The sequence below is a fragment of the Mycobacterium sp. 1274761.0 genome, from assembly GCF_001668615.1.
Classification (GTDB): domain Bacteria; phylum Actinomycetota; class Actinomycetes; order Mycobacteriales; family Mycobacteriaceae; genus Mycobacterium.
Genome location: NZ_LZMC01000055.1, coordinates 196,405 through 215,407, shown reverse-complemented (window position 1 = coordinate 215,407; position 19,003 = coordinate 196,405). Strand labels below are relative to the sequence as shown.

At 66.1% G+C, this 19,003-nt stretch carries 18 protein-coding genes; 15 read left to right on the top strand and 3 right to left on the bottom strand.

Annotation, left to right across the window (positions count from 1 at the left end):
* The first annotated feature begins 1 nt into the window (after nt 1).
* The 8 genes from A5651_RS09875 to A5651_RS09840 are packed head-to-tail and all read left to right on the top strand — an operon-like array spanning nt 2 to nt 8,592.
* Nucleotides 2–1,351 (top strand): MCE family protein, encoded by a 1,350-nt coding sequence (locus A5651_RS09875; protein WP_066978900.1) that lies wholly within the window; start codon nt 2–4, stop codon nt 1,349–1,351.
* Nucleotides 1,348–2,376 (top strand): MCE family protein, encoded by a 1,029-nt coding sequence (locus A5651_RS09870; RefSeq protein ID WP_066978897.1) that lies wholly within the window; start codon nt 1,348–1,350, stop codon nt 2,374–2,376. The genes A5651_RS09875 and A5651_RS09870 overlap by 4 nt, the downstream gene beginning before the upstream one ends.
* Complete coding sequence (locus A5651_RS09865) at nt 2,373–3,746, top strand: MCE family protein (protein WP_066979075.1); 1,374 nt, start codon at nt 2,373–2,375, stop codon at nt 3,744–3,746. Before A5651_RS09870 ends, A5651_RS09865 begins: the two co-directional genes overlap by 4 nt.
* Nucleotides 3,743–5,071, top strand: a complete 1,329-nt coding sequence (locus A5651_RS09860) for an MCE family protein (RefSeq protein WP_156662771.1) — start codon at nt 3,743–3,745, stop codon at nt 5,069–5,071. The genes A5651_RS09865 and A5651_RS09860 overlap by 4 nt, the downstream gene beginning before the upstream one ends.
* Nucleotides 5,068–6,189, top strand: a complete 1,122-nt coding sequence (locus A5651_RS09855; protein ID WP_066978894.1) for an MCE family protein — start codon at nt 5,068–5,070, stop codon at nt 6,187–6,189. The genes A5651_RS09860 and A5651_RS09855 overlap by 4 nt, the downstream gene beginning before the upstream one ends.
* 1 nt (nt 6,190) lies before the next feature.
* Nucleotides 6,191–7,648 (top strand): MCE family protein, encoded by a 1,458-nt coding sequence (locus A5651_RS09850; RefSeq protein WP_066978892.1) that lies wholly within the window; start codon nt 6,191–6,193, stop codon nt 7,646–7,648.
* Nucleotides 7,649–7,670: 22 nt separating this feature from the next.
* Nucleotides 7,671–8,111, top strand: coding sequence for an SRPBCC family protein (locus A5651_RS09845; RefSeq protein ID WP_066978889.1), 441 nt, complete (start codon nt 7,671–7,673; stop codon nt 8,109–8,111).
* Between the two features lie 40 nt (nt 8,112–8,151).
* Nucleotides 8,152–8,592 (top strand): SRPBCC family protein, encoded by a 441-nt coding sequence (locus tag A5651_RS09840; RefSeq protein WP_066978886.1) that lies wholly within the window; start codon nt 8,152–8,154, stop codon nt 8,590–8,592.
* Here A5651_RS09840 and A5651_RS09835 read toward each other — a convergent pair.
* A complete protein-coding gene (locus tag A5651_RS09835; protein ID WP_231988631.1) occupies nt 8,589–9,521 on the bottom strand; it encodes a cation diffusion facilitator family transporter in 933 nt (310 codons plus the stop codon). The genes A5651_RS09840 and A5651_RS09835 overlap by 4 nt on opposite strands.
* Nucleotides 9,522–9,538: 17 nt before the next feature.
* Between A5651_RS09835 and A5651_RS09830 the strand changes: the two genes are divergently transcribed.
* From A5651_RS09830 to A5651_RS09820, 3 genes are all read left to right on the top strand, one after another.
* Nucleotides 9,539–10,618, top strand: coding sequence for a CaiB/BaiF CoA-transferase family protein (locus tag A5651_RS09830; RefSeq protein WP_066978880.1), 1,080 nt, complete (start codon nt 9,539–9,541; stop codon nt 10,616–10,618).
* A gap of 49 nt (nt 10,619–10,667) precedes the next feature.
* Entirely contained in the window at nt 10,668–11,108 is a 441-nt protein-coding gene (locus A5651_RS09825) for an SRPBCC family protein (protein ID WP_066978876.1), read from the top strand.
* A gap of 63 nt (nt 11,109–11,171) precedes the next feature.
* Entirely contained in the window at nt 11,172–12,089 is a 918-nt protein-coding gene (locus A5651_RS09820; protein ID WP_066978872.1) for a TIGR03564 family F420-dependent LLM class oxidoreductase, read from the top strand.
* Nucleotides 12,090–12,092: 3 nt separating this feature from the next.
* Here the strand turns inward: A5651_RS09820 and A5651_RS09815 are convergent, their stop codons facing one another.
* Nucleotides 12,093–13,253 (bottom strand): pyridoxal phosphate-dependent aminotransferase, encoded by a 1,161-nt coding sequence (locus A5651_RS09815; protein ID WP_066978869.1) that lies wholly within the window; start codon nt 13,251–13,253, stop codon nt 12,093–12,095.
* Nucleotides 13,254–13,475: 222 nt separating this feature from the next.
* Between A5651_RS09815 and A5651_RS09810 the strand changes: the two genes are divergently transcribed.
* Both A5651_RS09810 and A5651_RS09805 read left to right on the top strand, forming a co-directional pair.
* Nucleotides 13,476–14,687 (top strand): acetyl-CoA C-acetyltransferase, encoded by a 1,212-nt coding sequence (locus tag A5651_RS09810; RefSeq protein ID WP_066978866.1) that lies wholly within the window; start codon nt 13,476–13,478, stop codon nt 14,685–14,687.
* A gap of 15 nt (nt 14,688–14,702) precedes the next feature.
* Nucleotides 14,703–16,850 (top strand): 3-hydroxyacyl-CoA dehydrogenase NAD-binding domain-containing protein, encoded by a 2,148-nt coding sequence (locus tag A5651_RS09805; RefSeq protein WP_066978863.1) that lies wholly within the window; start codon nt 14,703–14,705, stop codon nt 16,848–16,850.
* Nucleotides 16,851–16,853: 3 nt separating this feature from the next.
* On the opposite strand, the gene A5651_RS09800 is transcribed toward A5651_RS09805, so the two are convergent.
* Nucleotides 16,854–18,083, bottom strand: coding sequence for an FAD-dependent monooxygenase (locus A5651_RS09800; protein WP_066978860.1), 1,230 nt, complete (start codon nt 18,081–18,083; stop codon nt 16,854–16,856).
* A 42-nt stretch (nt 18,084–18,125) separates the two neighbouring features.
* On the opposite strand from A5651_RS09800, the gene A5651_RS09795 reads away from it, so the two are divergent.
* Both A5651_RS09795 and A5651_RS09790 read left to right on the top strand, forming a co-directional pair.
* Complete coding sequence (locus A5651_RS09795; protein ID WP_066978857.1) at nt 18,126–18,671, top strand: TetR/AcrR family transcriptional regulator; 546 nt, start codon at nt 18,126–18,128, stop codon at nt 18,669–18,671.
* Between the two features lie 39 nt (nt 18,672–18,710).
* A complete protein-coding gene (locus A5651_RS09790) occupies nt 18,711–18,998 on the top strand; it encodes a hypothetical protein (protein ID WP_066978854.1) in 288 nt (95 codons plus the stop codon).
* The last annotated feature ends 5 nt before the right edge of the window (nt 18,999–19,003 follow it).

The following is a 19,003-nucleotide window of genomic DNA, read 5'->3' as shown; positions in this document are numbered from 1 at the left end:
GATGACCAACTCATCTCGACGAGGCAATATCGATCCGATCTGGTGGGCGCCGGTGCTGTTCGTCGTCGTGGCCGCCGTCAGCGCGCTCACCGCCATGCTGTTCTCCGGCACGCTGCGCAGCTACGAACCGCTGACTCTGGTCTCCGACAGGGCGGGTCTGGTCATGGAGGACGGCGCGAAGGTCAAGTTGCGCGGCGTCCAGGTGGGCGAGGTCACCTCGATCGGCGCCGAAACCGGCGCGGCGGGCGCCGTGTCGAAGCTCGCCCTGAAGATCGACCCCGAGCCGTTCAAATTCCTGCCGAGCAATCTGGAGGCGGAGATCAAGTCGAGCACGGCCTTCGGCGCCAAGTACGTCGATCTGATCGTGCCGCCCAACCCGAGTCCCCAACGACTCAAGCCGGGGTCGGTGGTGCGCTCGCGCAACGTGACCGTCGAGGTCAACACCGTGTTCCAGAGTCTGCAGGGGGTCGTGCAAGCCATCGACCCGGCGAAGCTCAACGCGGTGCTGTCGGCGGTGGCCGAATCGGTGCGCGGCAAGGGCGATGTGATGGGTGCGGCCATCACCGACGCCAACAACGTGCTGACCGCGGTGAATCCGCGGATGGAAACCGTGCGCCAGGACTGGCAGTTGTTCGGTCAGACGGCCAAGGCGTATTCGGATGCGGCGCACAACATCGTGTCGATCCTCGATTCGTTCTCCACCACCAGCACCACGATCTCCGACCACGCACAGGCGCTGGACACCATGTTGTTGTCGGCGGTCGGTTTCTCACATGCGGGCATCAACACCATTGGCGGCAACCAACCGGCCCTAGTTCGCGCCATGAACATCACCGACCCGACGACCGCGTTGCTGATGAAATACTCACCGACCTACACCTGCCTGTTCCAGGGCGCCCAGTGGTTCCTCGAGAACGGCGGCCGAGATGCCATCGGCGGCAACGGAAAATCCGTCATCATGGACGCCGCGCTGCTGATGGGCGACGATCCCTACCGCTACCCGGACAACCTGCCGATCGTCAACGCCAGCGGCGGCCCGGGCGGCAAGCCAAGCTGCGGCTCGCTGCCCGACCCGCTGAAGAATTTCCCCGTCAAGTACCTCGTCACCGACACCGGGTTCGGCACGGGCCTGGACCTCAGGCCCAATCCGGGCATCGGATTCCCCGGCATCGCCAACTACTTCCCGGTCACCAAGGGCAACCCCGAACCGCCGCGGATCCGCTACCCCGGTGGGCCCGCGCCCGGTCCGCTGCCCGCCTACCCCGGTGAACCGCCTTATGGTGCTGCGGAATTCGGCCCGGACGGCAGCCCGCTCTATCCGCCTCCGCCGGGCGGCGGGGGTCAGCCATGAGAGGCGTCAGCGTCCGCGCGCTCGTTCGGGTCGGATTGTTCACAGCGGCGTGCCTGGTGTTCACGTTCATCCTCGTGACCGTCTTCGGGCAGTTCCGCTTCGACGCCACCAACACCTACAACGCGGTTTTCACCAACGTGTCGGGCCTCAAAGGCGGCAATTTCGTCCGTATCGCCGGGGTGGAGGTCGGCAAGGTGCGCACCATGATGCTGCACAAGGACGGCACCGTCAGCGTCGAATTCGCCGTCGACCGGAGCATCACATTGACCGAGGGCACCAAGGCGGCGGTGCGCTACGAGAATTTGATCGGCGACCGCTATCTGGCGCTGGAGGCCGGCCCCGGCTCGGTACGGAAACTGCAACCGGGACAGACTATTCCACTCGCCCGCACCTCACCCGCCCTCGACATCGACGCCCTGGTCGGCGGCTTCCGGCCGCTGTTCCGCGCCCTTGATCCAGACCAGGTCAACGCCCTGTCGGGTGAACTGCTCCGGGTGTTCCAGGGCCAGGGCGGCACCATTTCGTCGGTACTGGCCCAGACATCGGCGCTGACAACGACTTTGGCGGGCCGAGACGAGCTCATCGGAGAGGTCATCAAGAACCTGAACACGGTGCTGAGCACCTTCGCCAAACGCGATGACCAGTTCGCCCAAGGTCTGGATAAGCTCTCCGAACTCGTCGCGGGCCTATCGGAGCGCCGCAGCGACATCGCAACGGGCACCGCCTACATCAACGCCGCGGCGGCTTCGGTTACCGATCTGCTGACCGAAGCGCGGGCACCCATCAAGGAATTCGTCAACCAGACAGATCGGGTGTCCGGTCAGATCATGGCCGACCACGACTACGTCGACGATCTGCTGAAGACGCTGCGCGACACCTATCAGGTGCTGGCGCGAAACGGCCTCTACGGCGACTACTTCGGCTTTTACCTCTGCGATGCGGTGCTGAAGGTCAACGGGAAGGGCGGCCAGCCGATGTACGTCAAGCTCGCCGGCCAGGACACGGGACGGTGCACACCGAAATGACGCGACTCAGACTGAGAAGGCCCACCATCAAACCGCTCGCCGAGCGCAACAGGCTCGTCGTCGGTCTTGTCGGATTCACCCTGGTGATCGTGGCGGTGGTGGCTGCCTTCTCCTATGACAAGATCCCGTTCGTCAAGGGCACCAGCGACTACTCCGCCTACTTCGCCGAGGCCGGCGGGATCAAACCGGGCAGCGACGTGCGCGTGTCGGGGCTGTCGGTGGGAAGGGTGTCCGACGTCAAGCTCGACGGCACGAAGGTGTTGGTGGACTTCACCGTTCGCGATAACGTGGAGCTCGGAGACCGGACCGAGGCCGCGATCAAGGCCGAGACCGTCCTCGGCACGAAGATGCTCGAGCTGACCCCGCGCGGGGATGGCAGTCTCACCGGCACCATTCCGCTCGAGCGCACCAAGTCGCCCTACGACCTGCCGACCGCCCTGGGTGACCTGACCACGACCATCAGCGCGCTGGACACCACCCAACTCTCGGCATCGCTCACCACGTTGGCCGACACCTTCGAAGACACCCCACCAGAATTGCGGATCGCGCTGAAAGGGGTGGCGAAGTTCTCCGACACCCTCAACAATCGCGACGCGCAGCTTCGCAATCTGCTGGCCGACGCGAACAAGGTGACCGCGGTGCTGGGCAAGCGCAGCGACCAGATCGCCAAGCTGGTCGTCAACGCCGATGCGCTGCTGAGCGAGGTTCTCGCGCAGCGTGACTCGGTCGACGCATTGATGAACAACCTCACCGCGGTGTCGCATCAGATCTCGGGTCTGGTGAACGACAACCGCACCCAACTCAAACCCGCGCTGGACAAGCTCAACGGCGTCCTGGGGATCCTGGACAACCGCAAGAAGGAACTGCAACGCACGCTGTATCTGCTGCGGCGCTATGCGATGTCGTTCGGCGAGGTACTGGGCGCGGGCCCGTTCTTCAAGGCCTCGCTGGTGAACCTGCTACCGGGACAGTTCTCCCAGCCCTTCATCGACGCCGCGTTCTCGGATCTCGGCCTCGATCCCAGCGTGCTGCTGCCGTCGCAGCTGGTCGATCCCGGTGTCGGTCAACCCGGAACACCGGCGCTGCCAACGCCGTTCCCCCGGACCGGTCAGGGCGGCGAACCGCACTTGACGCTGCCGGACGCGATCACCGGCAACCAGGACCCCAACCTCCCCGAGCAGTTCCCCGGCCGGTACCCGTACCGCGAGCCGCTTCCCGCGCCGCCACCCGGCGGCCCACCACCGGGTCCGCCCGCGCTTGGTCCCGCGCCGGGTGAGCTGCCTGCGCCGACCATCGCACCGCCCAACCCCGAGCCGGTCCCGGCGGGCCCGCCTGCCAACCCTGCCGACATCAGAGGGGGACAGCATTGAGCAGGCGAGTCCTCCGCATCGCCACGGCGGCAACCCTTGCCGTCGTCCTGTCCGTGGCCGTGACGGTGGTGGCGACACCGTGGTGGAAGAAGGCCGCCAACGTCTTCTACTCGGCATACTTCGCGAACGCCAACGGTCTATACACCGGCGACGAGGTCCGCATCCTCGGTGTCGCCGTCGGAACGGTGGAGGCGATTGACCCACAGCCCGACCGCACGAAGGTGACCTTCTCCGTCGACAGGCAGTACCCCGTACCCGCCGACGCCAAGGCCGCGATCCTGTCGCCGTCGCTGGTCACCGCCAGGGCGATTCAGCTGGTGCCTGCGTACTCGGGCGGGCCGAAACTCGCTGCGGGAGCCACGATTCCACAGGACCGCACCGCCGTGCCAATCGAATGGGACGACTTCCGTCAGCAACTGGAAAAGTTGACCGAATCGCTGCAGCCGACCACACCCGGGGGACCAAGCGCCGTCGGTGAGTTCATCAATACCGCCGCTGACAATCTGCGGGGCAACGGTGCTACCGCCCGCGACACGGTGATCAAGCTGTCGCAGGCGGTGTCGGCACTCGGCGACCACAGCACCGACATCTTCAGCACGGTGCGGAACCTTCAGTTGCTGGTGTCGGCGCTGTCCTCGAGCAGTGATCTGCTTGCCGAGTTCAACATGAACCTGGCGGACGTGACGACCGTGCTGTCCAACTCGCCCGACGAAATCGCTGCTGCCACCAAGGGTCTCGACGGCGCGGTGAACGATCTGCGCGGTTTCGTCGCCGAGAACCGTGAAGGTCTCGGCCTCACCGTCGACCATCTCAACGCGATCACCACCGCCCTGAACGACAGTCGCGGCGACGTCAAGCAGGTGCTGCACATCACGCCCACGGTGTTCCAGAACTTCATGAACATCTACCAGCCCGCGCAAAGCGCAGTGACGGGCATACTCGCGCCGGTCAACTTCGCCAACACCGTCCAATTCATCTGCAGCGCAATCCAAGCCGCGTCGCGTCGAGGATTCGAGCAGTCGGCCAAGCTGTGCGTGCAGTACCTGGCGCCGATCATCAAGAACCGTCAGTACAACTTCCCTCCCCTGGGGGTCAACCCGTTCGTCGGAGCGGCGGCGCGCCCGAACGAGATCACCTATAGCGAAGACCGGCTCAACCCGCACCTGCCGCCGTCTGGACCCGCTGCCCTGCCCGCCGAGGCGCAGCTGCCGAGCGGTCCGCCGCCGCAGGGCACCCCCACCGATCCCGGCCAAGGCCTGGAAGGCCTGATGGTGGCGCCGGCAAGCCAACCTGCCGAACCGCCACCGCCGGGTGGCAGGCCGTGAGGCGGCTGATCGCCGCTGTCCTGGCGGCCGCGTGCCTATCCGCGGTGCCGGGATGCGAATGGCGAGGGCTGAATTCATTGACGCTGCCCGGAACCGAAGGCAGCGGTGACGGCTCCTACGTCATCCAGGCGCAGTTGCCCGACGTGGTGGTCATCCAGCAGAACACCCGTGTGCGCGTCGCCGACGTCAACGTCGGCAACGTCACCAAGATCGAGGTACAGGACTGGCACGCCCTGGTGACCATGCGCATCGACGGCGATGTCCATCTGCCGGCGAACAGCACCGCCAAGGTCGGCACGACCAGCCTGCTCGGCGGGATGCACATCGAGCTGGCGCCGCCGACCAACGAACCGCCGCAAGGCGAGCTGAAAAACGGTTCGGTGATCCCGTTGTCCTCGGCCAGCACGTATCCGACGACGGAGCAGACGCTGGCCTCGGTGTCGATCCTGCTCAACGGCGGTGGTCTTGGACAGCTACAGGAGATCAACCAGGCGTTCGCCAAGGCCATGGCCGGCCGTGAGGGCGACCTGCGCAGCCTGCTCGCGCAGCTGGACACGTTCATCGCAGCGCTGAACATTCAGACCGACGACATCATCACCGCCACAGAGAATCTCAACTCGCTCGTCGGTCAGGTTGCTGCCAACGACCCGGCCGTCGACAAGGCGCTCACCACCATCCCCCAGGCGCTCGCCGTGCTGGCCGACTCGCGCCAGAAGATCGCCGACGCCGTCGACGCGCTGGGCAAGTTCAGTGCGATCGCCACTGACACCGTCAACCAGACCAAGGAATCGTTTGTGGCGAACCTGCGTAACCTGGCGCCGACGCTGCGCGCGCTCGCCGATGCCGGCCCCGCTCTCACCAAAGGCCTGGACTTCCTGTCCACCTACCCGTGGGTGAAGAGCACCATTCCCAACTGGTTCCGCGGCGACTTCGCCAACATCACGCTTGTCGTCGACCTCACGTTGAGCAGGTTGGACGCGGGGCTGTTCACCGGCACCCGGTGGGAGGGCAATCTCACCGAGCTCGAGATGCAGTGGGGCCGCACGATCGGTCAGATGCCGAGCCCGTACACCGCGGGCAACCCACTCATCGCCCCCTACCGGTGGGGAGCGTACTGACATGGTGCGGTTGCCTCGCAGAGTATGGCTGCAGCTGGCGATCCTCGCTGTCGTCACCGTGATCTCCTGCAGCATTATGGCATTCGGCTTCGTCAACGTGCCGGCATTGTTGGGAGTCGGCCGCTACAACGTGACGCTGGAACTGCCGTCCTCCGGTGGTCTGTATCCGACATCCGTGGTGACTTACCGCGGCTCAGAGATCGGCCGGGTCACGTCCATCGACGTCACTCCCACCGGTGTCCGTGCCATCCTCAAGCTGCAGTCGTCGACGAAGATCCCCGCAGACGTGTCAGCAGCCGTACACAGCCGTTCGGCCGTCGGTGAACAGTTCGTCGAACTGACGCCGCAGAAAGGCCAGGACGCTGCGACGCGGCCCCTCGCAGACGGTGACGTCATACCCGTTGGCAGGACACAGATTCCGCCCGACGTCGGTGGTCTGCTGGACGCGACAAACCGGGCGCTGCAGGCTATCCCGCAGGACAACCTGAAGACCGTCGTCGACGAAGCCGACAAGGCCGTCGCGGGGCTCGGCCCCGAGCTGTCGCGCATCGTCGACGGGTCCACCTCGCTGGCGCGCGAGGCCGCCAAGAACCAGGACTCGATCACTTCTCTGATCGACCAGTCACCACCCGTACTGAATTCTCAAGTGCAAACCGCGGATTCGGTCGCCACCTGGGCTGACCGGATGGCGTCTGTCACAGGTCAGCTCAAGGCGCAGGACACCGCTTTCGCCGACCTGCTCGAGATGGCCGGTCCGACCCTGGACGAGGGCACGGCGCTGTTCGACCGCGTCGCCCCTGCGCTGCCCGTGCTCTTGGCCAACCTGGTGAGCCTGGGTGAGATCGCGGTGACCTATCGCAAGGACATCGAGCAGTTGCTGGTGTTGTTCCCGCAGGGCACCGCCGTCATGTCGGCGATCGTCGCGGCGAACGCGAACACCAAGCAGGACTACAAGGGCGTCTATCTCGACTTCAATTTGAACCTCAACCTGCCGCCGCCATGCAACACCGGGTTCCTGCCGGTGCGGCAACAGCGTGCGCCGTCGGACGTGGACTATCCCGAGCGCCCCGCCGGTGAGCTGTACTGCCGGGTGCCGCAGGATTCGCCGCTCAATGTCCGTGGCGTACGCAATATTCCGTGCGAGAACAATCCGGCCAAGCGCGCGCCCACCGTCGAGATCTGCGAGAGCAACGAGGAGTACGTCCCGCTCAACGACGGCTTCAACTGGAAGGGCGACCCGAACGCGACGCTGTCCGGCCAGGGGGTGCCGCAGTATGCGCCGGGCCAGGATCCGCGGGTGCCGCCGCCCGGCGCGCCGCCGCCCCCGGTCGCGTTCGCGCCCTACGATCCGGCGACCGGCGACTACATCGGACCGGACGGCAACCGCTACACGCAGGCCGATCTTGCGCACCCGCAAAACAAGACATGGCAGTCGATGCTGATCCCGCCCGGCCAGTAGCCCGCTGGCATAGGGTGCGGCCATGGCAGTCAGCGATTCACGCGAAGTGGTCATCGAAGCAACACCGCAGGAGATCCTCGACGTCCTCGCCGACGTCACCACGGCGCCGGAGTGGTCGTCACAGCATCAGGGCGCCGAGATCCTCGACACCGACGACAACGGCAGGCCGGGCCGGGTCAAGCTCAAGTTGAAGACGATGGGCATCGCCGACGAGCAGGTCGTGCAGTACGAGTGGACCGACACCAGCGCAGGCTGGACCCTGATCAGCTCGACCCAGCTCAAGACGCAGGAAGCGAAGTACACGCTGACGCCCGACGGCGACAAGACCCGGGTCAAGTTCGAAATCACCGTCGACCCGGCGGTGCCGATCCCAGGCTTCGTCCTCAAACGGGCGATGAAGGGCGGCCTTGAGTCCGCGACCGACGGCCTGCGCAAGCGGGTGCTGAAGCTCAAGAAGGGCTAGAGCTGGTTTCGCGGTTCGCCGCGGTGGGCATCGTTGCACCATGGCCATCACCGAATCCCGCGACATCACCATCGAGGCGACGCCTGACGAGATCATGGCGGTCCTTACCGACCTGGAGTCACTGCCGGAGTGGTCGTCGACGCACCAGAAGGTCGAGGTGCTCGAACGCGACGAGGAAGGCCGCCCGGCCAAGTCCCGGCAAGTGGTCAAGGTCGTCGGAATCAGCGACGAGCAGGTCGTTGACTACACCATCCACGATGACGGGGTGAGCTGGACGTTGGTCAGCGCCAAACAGCAACGCGCGCAGGAGGGCCGCTACACGCTGACCCCCGACGGCGGCTCCACGCATGTGCGCTTCGAGCTGACCGTAGAGCCGACGGTGCCGCTGCCTGGTTTCCTGATCAAGCGCGGCGCCAAAGGCTTGATGGAGACGGCCACCGACGGCCTGCGCAAGCGAGTTCTGAAAACCAAGAAGGGCTAGAGCTGCCGGTCGAGGTCGTCAGGTTCGGCGATGGTCAGCACCGCGTCGATGATGTAGGGCTCGGCCTGCAATTTGGTTTCCAGCTCGCGCAGCGTCGTCGCCACGCTCGACTCGACGGCATCGCCGACCAAATCGACGCTGGCCACCAGGAACAGTTGCTTGGGGCCGACAAACACCAGCCGGATGAACCGGACCGAGGCGACCTCGGGAAGTTCCTGCAGGCGCGCGATGGCGGCGTCGCGCAGCTGTGGGCTGGCCGGCTGGCCGACCAGGAACCGGCGGTTACGGTCGATGAGCACTACCGCGACCGCGCCCAACAGCACGCCTACGAGAATCGAACCCACCCCGTCCCAGGCCGCGTTGCCGGTGAGCTGGTGCAGTCCGATCCCCCCGAGGGCGATCACGATGCCGAGCAACGCCGCGGTGTCTTCGGCGAACACCGCGCGCGTAGTCGGATCCGACGTCTGCAACACATGGGCCAACAGGTCTCTGTTGAATTGGCCTGCCTCACCGCGCAATTGGCGCACAGCCTGCAGCAGTGACGTCGACTCGAGCACAAACGCAACGCCAAGCACGATGTAGGCGACCAGATAGTTCTCTGCGCTCGATTCGCCGTGGATGAGTTCGGTGACGCCGCGCCACACCGACAGCGACCCGCCGACGACAAACAGCCCGACGGCCGCGAGCAGCGACCACACGTACGCCTCGCCGCCGTAACCCAGCGGCCGCTCGGCGTCGGGGGGCCTGCTGCTTCGCCGGTCGGCGACGATGAGGAACCCTTGATTGCCGGTGTCCGCCCAGGAGTGCGCTGCCTCGGCAGTCATCGATGCCGACCCGGATATCACCGCCGCGACGGTCTTGGCGACGGCGACGGCGAGGTTGGCGCCGAACGCGACGAGCACCGTGAGCGTGCTTTCTCTTTCGGCCACCCCACTAGTCTGCGGGCATGGCACATACCGGTCCCCTGGCAGGGGTGAAAGTGATCGAGCTCGGCGGTATCGGCCCTGGCCCGCATGCCGCGATGATGCTCGCCGACCTCGGCGCCGACGTGGTGCGCGTCCGTCGGCCCGGTGGGTTGACCATGCCAGCGGAGGACGTCGACCTGCTGCACCGCGGAAAGCGCATCGTCGACCTCGACGTCAAGAATCAGCCGCAGCTGCTGCTCGACCTGGCCGCGAAGGCCGACGTGCTGCTCGACTGTTTCCGGCCGGGCACCTGCGAGCGGCTCGGCATCGGGCCCGACGAATGCGCCGCGGTGAACCCGCGGCTGATCTTCGCGCGCATCACCGGTTGGGGGCAGGACGGGCCGCTGGCCATGACCGCGGGCCACGACATCAACTATTTGTCGCAGACGGGTGCGCTGTCGGCGATCGGGTATCGCGACCGGCCGCCCGTCGCACCGCTGAACCTGGTCGCCGACTTCGGCGGCGGATCGATGCTTGTGCTCCTCGGGATCGTCGCTGCGCTGTACGAACGCGAGAAGTCCGGGACGGGACAGGTGATCGACGCCGCGATGGTCGACGGCGTCAGCATCCTGTCGCAGATGATGTGGACGATGAAGGCGACCGGTTCGCTGCGCGACGAGCGCGAGTCGTTCCTACTCGACGGCGGCGCGCCGTTCTATCGCACCTACGAGACGTCGGACGGCAAATACATGGCCGTCGGCGCCATCGAACCGCAGTTCTTCGCTCAATTGCTGACCGGCCTGGGGCTGACAGCCGACGAGGTGCCCAACCAATTCGATCTCGCGGCGTATCCGCGGATGCAGGAGATTTTCACCAACAGGTTCGCCAGCAGGACCCGCGACCAGTGGGCGCAGGTTTTCGCGGGCACCGACGCGTGTGTGACGCCGGTGCTGACGTGGACCGAGGCCGCCCAAAACGAGCACCTCAAAGCGCGGTCGACAGTGATCGAGAGCGGCGGCGTCGAGCAGGCGGCACCGGCACCGCGCTTCTCCCGTACGCCGGCCGCGCCCGTTGGGCCTCCGCCGAAGGCCACCACCCGGCTCGAGGAGATCGGGTGGTAACTGAAGAGTCGACTGCGGGGCCCGCGGCTCAAGGATTACATTTGCCACCATGGCCGTTCGCGCGTCGCGGGAGGTCGTCTTCGACGCCCCGCCCGAGGCGATCCTCGACGTGCTCGCCGACATCGACGCGGTGCCGTCGTGGTCGCCGCTGCACAAGACGGCCGAGGTGATCGACCGGCATCCCGACGGGCGGCCGCATCACGTCAAGGCCACATTGAAGATCATGGGCATCACCGACAAGGAGATGCTCGAATACAACTGGGGCGACCGGTGGATGGTGTGGGACTCCTCGGCAACCGCCGCGCAGCGCGGTCTGCACGGCGAGTACAACCTGACGCCCGAGGGTTTGGATCGGACACGGGTGCGCTTCGACCTCATCTTGGAGCTGGCCGCGCCGGTACCCGCATTCCTGATCAAGCGGGCCAAGAAGCAGGTGCTCGACGTCGCGACCGAAAACCTGCGCCGGCGAGTAATGGCACGGGTGACGTAGGAACCCTTTCGATCAGCCGGAGTATATCGGAATAGCCGTCGCGGGCGACCCGTTGGTCGGTGCATGGCTACCGGAGTCGTGCTCTACGGAACACCCAACGCAGACAATGTATTCGACGACCTGACATCTCAGGCGCGCCGGGCTTACGAACTCGGCGTCCGACAGGTGTGGCTGCCCCAGCGGTTCGACTATGACGCCATCGGTGCGGCTGGGCTGGTCGCGGCCGCGGTCCCCGGTCTCGGTGTCGGCACGTTTGTAGTGCCGATCAACCCACGGCATCCGTTGATTGTCGCCTCGCAGGCGCAGACCGCGCAGGCGGCGTCGCACGGCAACTTCAGCCTCGGCCTCGGCCTGGGTGCGCACGCCCCCGAACAGCAGGCGTTCGGGAAGGCGTGGCCCAACACCATCGCGCGGCTGCGTGAGCACCTGACCGTACTGCGGTCGATATTCGACACCGGCACCGTCGACTTTCACGGCGACGAATTCACCGCGAACCCCGAGTGGCCGGTGAACGTATTGGGCGGCACACCGGTTCCGGTGTATGTCGCCGCAATGGGGCCAAAAGCCTTGCAGGTCACCGGAGAACTGGCCGACGGCACTCTGCCGTACCTCGCCGGCCCCCACACCATCGCGGAGTTCATCGAGCCGACGATCACGCGCGCGGCAGCCGATGCCAGCAGGCCGCGTCCGAAGATCATCGCCGCGGTGCCGGCGCTGGTGACCGATGACGTCGACGCGGGCCGTGCCGTGGCCGCCGAGGCTTTGAGCTTCTACGAGACGGTGCCGTCGTACCAGAAAGTGATCGCGCGGGAGGGCGTCGAGACGGTGGTGGACATTGCAGCCGTCGGGTCGTCCGACACAGTTGCTGCGCACCTCAAGCGCTATCTGGACGCCGGCGCGACCGATGTCGTGCTCAGCGCGGTAGATCAGTCGCAGCCGGCCGGACGCGAATCGCTCTGGGAGATCGCCGCTTCGCTGTAGCCGTTAGCGGCGTAGTACCGCCAGGCGACGGATCGCCTCGTCGAGCGTGTCGTCGCGCTTGCAAAAGGCGAAGCGCACCAAGTGATTCCACTCATTGTCGGTTGACGTGCAGAACGCCGACATCGGGATCGCGGCCACACCGGCTTTCTCCGGCAGCTCGGCGCAGAACGTCGTGCTGTCGTCGAAGCCCAGCGGTCGCGGGTCTGCGCACAGGAAATACGTGCCGAAGCTGTCGTGCACGTCGAAACCCAACTCGTCCAGGGCTGACGCGAGCCGGTCGCGTTTGGCCTGCAACGACTCCCGCAGGGCGGCCACCCAGGCCTCTTCGGTGTTCAGCGCGTGAGCCACCGCAGGCTGGAAGGGAGCGCCGCCGACATAGCTCAGATACTGCTTGGCCGCCCGTAGCCCGTTGATGAGAACGGCTGGGCCGCAGGCCCATCCAATCTTCCAACCGGTCACGTTGAACATCTTCGCCGCGCTCGAGATGGTGACGGTCCGCTCCGCCATGCCGGGATAGTTGGCCAGCGGCAGGTGGCGGCGGCCGTCAAACACCAGGTGCTCGTACACCTCGTCGGTGATGACCAGCAGGTCCGCACTCACGGCGAGGTCGGCGATCGCGGCCAGCTCGGCATCGGTGGCGACCATCCCGGTCGGGTTGTGCGGCGAGTTGAGGATCAACGCCTTCGTGCGCGGCGTGACGGCTTTGCGCAGACCCTCGACGTCGATCGCGAAGCCGCGGCCGTCGGGCACCATCGGCACCGCACGACGCTGGCAGCCCGCCATCGCAATCACGGGGGAGTAGGAGTCATAGAACGGCTCGATCAGCAGCACTTCCGAGCCCGGCTCAACGAGCCCGAGGACGGCGCCTGCGATGGCCTCGGTGGCGCCGACGGTGACGAGCACTTCGGTGTCGGCGTCGTATTCGGTGCCGAAGTGCCGCTGGCGCTGGGCGGCGATAGCCTCGCGCAGCGGCGCGATGCCCAGCCCCGGCGGGTACTGGTTGACGCCTTCGGCGATCGCGTTCTCGGCGGCCTTGAGCATGGCCGGCGGCCCGTCCTCGTCGGGGAATCCCTGCCCCAGGTTCACCGCGCCGATGCTGGCGGCCAGCGCCGACATCTCGGCGAAGATCGTCACCGCATACGGCCGCAGCCGCTCCACCGTCATGATCGCCGAGCCTAGGGTCGCCCCGTCACAATGTCAGCCTGACAGCCTCGCCATGCATATATAGCCGTGACGGCGCCCTCAGCGCGACATTGTGTCGGCGCCACCGCACCTGGCTGGGCTCCCAACCAACAGGTTGGCTGGCACTGTTAGGCTGGCGCTCAGAGGACTACCGCCCGATGCGGGCAGGTCTCCCACCACCCCACCTGAACAGGAAAAATCTTCATGTCTGAAGAAGCCTTCATCTACGAGGCCATTCGTACGCCTCGCGGCAAGAACAAGGGCGGCGCACTTAACGAGGTCAAGCCGGTCAACCTGGTCGTCGGCCTCATCGAAGAGCTCCGCAGCCGCTTCCCCGACCTCGACGAGACCTTGATCAGCGACGTCATCCTCGGCTGCGTGTCGCCGGTCGGCGATCAGGGCGGCGACATCGCCCGCACCGCGGCGCTGGTAGCCAAGCTGCCCGAGACCACCGGCGGCTTCCAGCTCAACCGGTTCTGCGCCTCGGGCCTGGAAGCCGTCAACACCGCCGCACAGAAAGTGCGCTCCGGTTGGGACGACCTGGTGCTGGCCGGCGGCGTCGAGTCGATGAGCCGCGTGCCGATGGGCTCCGACGGCGGCGCATGGGCGTCCGACCCAGAGACCAACTACCGCATCGGCTTCGTGCCGCAGGGCATCGGCGCCGACCTGATCGCGACGATCGAGGGCTTCAGCCGCGACGATGTCGACCGCTACGCGCTGCGGTCGCAGGAGAAAGCCGCCGCAGCGTGGTCCGGTGGCTACTTCACGAAGTCAGTCGTGCCGGTGAAGGATCAGAATGGCCTGGTCATCCTCGACCACGACGAGCACATGCGGCCCGACACGACCCTGGAGGGCCTGGGCAAGCTGAAGACCGCATTCGACGGCGTCGGCGCGATGGGCGGCTTCGACGACGTGGCGCTGCAGAAGTACCACTGGATCGAAAAGATCAACCACGTCCATACCGGCGGCAACAGCTCCGGCATCGTCGACGGCGCCGCGCTGGTGCTGGTGGGCTCCGAAAAAGCAGGTACGTCACAGGGTTTGACGCCGCGGGCGCGCATCGTTGCGACCGCCACCAGCGGTGCCGACCCCGTCATCATGCTCACCGGCCCGACGCCTGCCACCCGCAAGGTGCTCGACCGCGCCGGGCTGACGGTCGACGACATCGACCTGTTCGAGCTGAATGAGGCTTTCGCCTCGGTGGTGCTGAAGTTCCAGAAGGACCTGAACATCCCCGACGAGAAGCTCAACGTCAACGGTGGCGCCATCGCGATGGGTCACCCGCTCGGCGCGACCGGCGCCATGATCACCGGCACCATGGTCGACGAGCTCGAGCGCCGGGGCGCGCGCCGCGCGTTGATCACGCTGTGCATCGGCGGCGGCATGGGCGTCGCGACCATCATCGAGCGGGTTTAGGAGAAACGAAAAGCCATGGCAGAGAACACGATCAAGTGGGACAAGGATGCCGACGGCATCGTCACCTTGACGCTGGACGACCCGACCGGGTCGGCCAACGTGATGAACGAGCACTACAAGGAGTCGATGCACAACGCCGTGAATCGTCTTGAGCAGGAGAAGGATTCGATCACCGGTGTCGTCATCACCAGCGCGAAGAAGACCTTCTTCGCCGGCGGTGACCTCAAGGGCATGATGAACGTCGGACCCGACGATGCCGCCGAAGCGTTCAACGAGGTCGAGACCATCAAGGCCGACCTGCGCAAGCTCGAGACGCTGGGCAAGCCGGTCGTCGCCGCCATCAACGGCGCCGCGCTCGGCGGCGGCCTTGAGATCGCGCTGGCCTGCCACCACCGCATCGCCGCCGACGTCAAGGGTTCGGTCATCGGCCTGCCCGAGGTGACTCTCGGCCTGTTGCCCGGCGGCGGTGGTGTCACCCGAACCGTCCGGATGTTCGGCATCCAGAAGGCGTTCATGGAGGTGCTGTCGCAGGGCACCCGGTTCAAGCCGGCCAAGGCCAAGGAGACCGGTCTGGTCGACGAATTGGTCGGCAGCATCGAGGAGTTGATCCCCGCCGCCAAGGCGTGGATCAAGGCCAATCCCGACAACCACACCCAACCGTGGGACGCCAAGGGCTACAAGATGCCCGGCGGCACGCCATCGCATCCGGCGCTCGCTGCCATCCTGCCGTCGTTCCCGGCGCTGCTGAAGAAGCAGCTCAAGGGTGCGCCGATGCCGGCGCCGCGGGCGATCCTCGACGCGGCCGTCGAGGGCGCGCAGGTGGACTTCGACACCGCCAGCCGCATCGAGAGCCGCTACTTCACGCAGCTGGTCACCGGCCAAACTGCGAAGAACATGATCCAGGCGTTCTTCCTGGATCTGCAGTACATCAACGGCGGCGGCAGCAGGCCCGAGGGCATCGAGCCGGTCAAGATCAACAAGATCGGTGTGCTGGGAGCGGGCATGATGGGCGCCGGCATCGCCTATGTGTCGGCCAAGGCCGGCTTCGAGGTGGTGCTCAAGGATGTCAGTCTGGAGGCCGCGCAGAAGGGCAAGGCGTACTCCGAGAAGCTGGAGGCCAAGGCGCTCAAGCGGGGCAAGACGACGCAGGAGCGCTCTGACGCGTTGCTGGCGCGCATCACCCCGACCGGTGACGCCGCCGACCTCAAGGGTGTCGACTTCGTCGTCGAGGCGGTGTTCGAGGACCAGGACCTCAAGCACAAGGTGTTCGGTGAGATCGAGGACATCGTCGAGCCCAACGCGCTGCTCGGGTCGAACACTTCGACGCTGCCGATCACGGGCCTGGCGACCGGGGTGAAGCGCCAAGAGGACTTCATCGGCATCCACTTCTTCTCACCCGTCGACAAGATGCCGTTGGTGGAAATCATCAGGGGCGAGAAGACATCTGACGAGGCGCTGGCTCGGGTGTTCGACTACACGCTGGCCATCGGCAAGACCCCGATCGTGGTCAACGACAGCCGCGGCTTCTTCACCAGCCGCGTGATCGGCACGTTCGTCAACGAAGCGCTGGCGATGCTCGGCGAAGGCGTGCCGGCGGCTTCCATCGAGCACGCCGGTTCGCAGGCCGGTTACCCGGCGCCGCCGCTGCAGCTGTCCGACGAGCTCAACCTCGAGCTGATGCACAAGATCGCGGTCGCGACCCGCAAGGGCGTCGAGGATGCGGGGGGCACTTACGAGCCGCACCCGGCGGAGGCCGTCGTCGAGAAGATGATCGAGATCGGCCGGCCCAGCCGCTTGAAGGGCGCCGGGTTCTACGAGTACGTCGACGGCAAGCGCGTCGGCCTGTGGTCGGGGCTGGCGGACACGTTCGGTGCCTCCAACACCAGCATTCCATTGCAGGACATGATCGATCGGATGCTGTTCGCCGAGGCGCTGGAGACGCAGAAGTGCCTCGACGAGGGCGTGCTGACGTCCACCGCGGACGCCAACATCGGTTCGATCATGGGCATCGGCTTCCCGCCCTACACCGGCGGCAGCGCGCAGTTCATCGTCGGCTACGAAGGTGCCCTCGGCACCGGCAAGGACGCCTTCGTCGCCCGCGCCAAGGAGCTGGCCGCCCGCTACGGTGACCGGTTCACCCCGCCGGAGTCGTTGACGAAGTAGTCGCTACGCCGAATCCCCCGCAGCCGCAGAGGCTTCGGGGGATTCTGCGTATTCGGGCAGCGGCATCGAGTCGTAGAGCCGCAGGCCCTTGCGGTTCAGCCGAGCCACCGCCTGCGTCACGCCGAGGGGCAGGGCAGTCACCGCTCGCGCGACGCCGAAGAGAGCCCACACGCCCATGCGGCTTGCCGGGACGATCGTCTTCGCGTTGACCCGCGCCAAGGACCTGCTGCCGGAAACTGTCGGCAGCATGATCCGCTCGTAGTTGGCAAATGCGGCCACGTGATCGCCTCCCGCGCTGGCGATCTCACCGGCAAGCACGTAGGCGCCGTACACCGCGAGGCTGGTGCTGCCGCCCACCGCAGGGCCGGGGCAGTAGCCGGCATCGCCCACCAGCGTCACCCGGCCCCGCGACCAGCTGGTCATTTCCAGTTGAGTGATGGCGTCGAAGTAGAACGTGGGCGTGCGATCGACCTCCTCGAGCCATCGGTCCGCCTCGGTGGACATGCCGCTCAAAGCCGAGCGCAACTGAATCTGCTGACTCGCCACGTCGCGATGGTCGTAGTCCAGCGGTGTGCGCGGCCGGAAGATGAACACCGCCCGTGCGTCGTCGAGATGGTCGGCGGTGTAGATCATCGCGACCCGGCCGGGTTCGAAGTACCCCGTCATCTCACCGTCGCGCGCCAACGCCTTGGGCACCGACACCACCGACAGGTAACCGCCGAGGAACCGCTCCGGCACCTGGCCGAAAATCAGCTGTCGGACCCCGGAGTGCAGACCGTCGGCGCCGATGACGACATCGAAACGCCTTAGCGCACTGCGCCTGAAGCTCACCTCGCCGTCATCGGAGATCGCGGTGATCTCGTCGTCGAAGATGTAGGAGACGTCGTCGCGGGTGGCGTCGTAGTAGATCTCGCTGAGGTCGTCGCGCATGATCTCCACGTGCCGGTCGGAGATGGTCTTTTCGAGCTTGAGGTAGTCGATGCGGGTGGGCCGGGACGCCCCCTTACGGTGCGCGGTCAGTGTTGCGGTGCCCGTCGCGCGTGCTTCGATGCGGGGCAATACGCCCATCCGTTCGGAGATCTCCATCGCAGGCCGAAACAGGTCGACGGCATGGCCGCCGGTCTTCCGCAGCGCCGGTGCGCGTTCCACGACGGTGACGTCGAATCCCCGCCCTAACAACCAGTAGGCGAGCACGGGTCCGGCGATGCTGGCACCCTGTATCAGAATTCGCATGCCGACGAGCTTACCTATCGTTAAGTAAGATATGGTGGCTACGTGACGAGGCCCGCGTCGGACACCCGCCAGCGCATTCAGGACGTCGCCCGCGAACTGTTCACGCAAAAAGGGGTGCAGCGCACCAGCCTGCAGGACATCGCCAACCGGCTCGGGATCACCAAACCCGCGCTCTACTACCATTTCAGCTCGCGCGAAGAACTGGTGCGAAGCATTCTTCAGCCGCTGATCGACGAAGGGGAGGCGTTCGTCGCCGGGCACGAACGGCAGCGGGGTTCGGCGCGGGCGCGCCGGCGTGAGCTGCTCGAGGGCTACTTCGACTTCCACTTCAAGCACCGCGCGGACCTGGTGCTGATCGTCGAGGAGTTGACGACCCTGGCCGACCTCGGGTTGATCGACACGATGCTCGCGTGGCGCAACCGGCTGTCGAAGTTGGTGTTCGGCAGCAGGCCGACCTTGCGCCAATCCACCCGGGCGGTGATCGCCTTCGGCGGCTTGCAGGACTGTTGCCTGCATTTCCCCGACGCCCCGTACGCGCAGCTACGCAAAGCCGCCGTCGACGGCGCCATGGCCGCTTTGGGCCCCTGAAACTCCCGCCGGCGTCCTACGCTTAGGCGGTGACGGCCGATGATCGGGATCTACGGGGTGGTCGTCGAAGCGATGGTGGAGATGCTGCTAAGTCGAGGCGGACGGGACGATGTGGCTGCCGCGCAGGCGGCGATGACGAAATTGTCGAGGCGCACCGTCGAGCCCCAGATCGTCCTAAACAGGCTTCTGCTGCTGCGGCTCGACGCCCTGCTGGCCGGGGCGCGCGGAGACCGTCAGCGTTGTCACGAATCCGCCGAGCGGTATCGAGCACTGGCGATCGAGTACGGCTACGAGGCGCACATCGCCAAGGCTGAAGCGATGAGCTGAGGCGT

Excerpts from the sequence above, each read along its gene's own strand:
- A5651_RS09790 (WP_066978854.1), top strand. The coding sequence starts at position 18,711 with ATGATCGGGATCTACGGGGTGGTCGTCGAAGCGATGGTGGAGATGCTG.
- A5651_RS09820 (WP_066978872.1), top strand. The coding sequence starts at position 11,172 with ATGGCTACCGGAGTCGTGCTCTACGGAACACCCAACGCAGACAATGTA.
- A5651_RS09815 (WP_066978869.1), bottom strand. The coding sequence starts at position 13,253 with ATGACGGTGGAGCGGCTGCGGCCGTATGCGGTGACGATCTTCGCCGAG.
- A5651_RS09850 (WP_066978892.1), top strand. The coding sequence starts at position 6,191 with ATGGTGCGGTTGCCTCGCAGAGTATGGCTGCAGCTGGCGATCCTCGCT.
- A5651_RS09825 (WP_066978876.1), top strand. The coding sequence starts at position 10,668 with ATGGCCGTTCGCGCGTCGCGGGAGGTCGTCTTCGACGCCCCGCCCGAG.
- A5651_RS09870 (WP_066978897.1), top strand. The coding sequence starts at position 1,348 with ATGAGAGGCGTCAGCGTCCGCGCGCTCGTTCGGGTCGGATTGTTCACA.
- A5651_RS09800 (WP_066978860.1), bottom strand. The coding sequence starts at position 18,083 with ATGCGAATTCTGATACAGGGTGCCAGCATCGCCGGACCCGTGCTCGCC.
- A5651_RS09840 (WP_066978886.1), top strand. The coding sequence starts at position 8,152 with ATGGCCATCACCGAATCCCGCGACATCACCATCGAGGCGACGCCTGAC.
- A5651_RS09810 (WP_066978866.1), top strand. The coding sequence starts at position 13,476 with ATGTCTGAAGAAGCCTTCATCTACGAGGCCATTCGTACGCCTCGCGGC.
- A5651_RS09865 (WP_066979075.1), top strand. The coding sequence starts at position 2,373 with ATGACGCGACTCAGACTGAGAAGGCCCACCATCAAACCGCTCGCCGAG.
- A5651_RS09805 (WP_066978863.1), top strand. The coding sequence starts at position 14,703 with ATGGCAGAGAACACGATCAAGTGGGACAAGGATGCCGACGGCATCGTC.
- A5651_RS09830 (WP_066978880.1), top strand. The coding sequence starts at position 9,539 with ATGGCACATACCGGTCCCCTGGCAGGGGTGAAAGTGATCGAGCTCGGC.
- A5651_RS09845 (WP_066978889.1), top strand. The coding sequence starts at position 7,671 with ATGGCAGTCAGCGATTCACGCGAAGTGGTCATCGAAGCAACACCGCAG.
- A5651_RS09875 (WP_066978900.1), top strand. The coding sequence starts at position 2 with ATGACCAACTCATCTCGACGAGGCAATATCGATCCGATCTGGTGGGCG.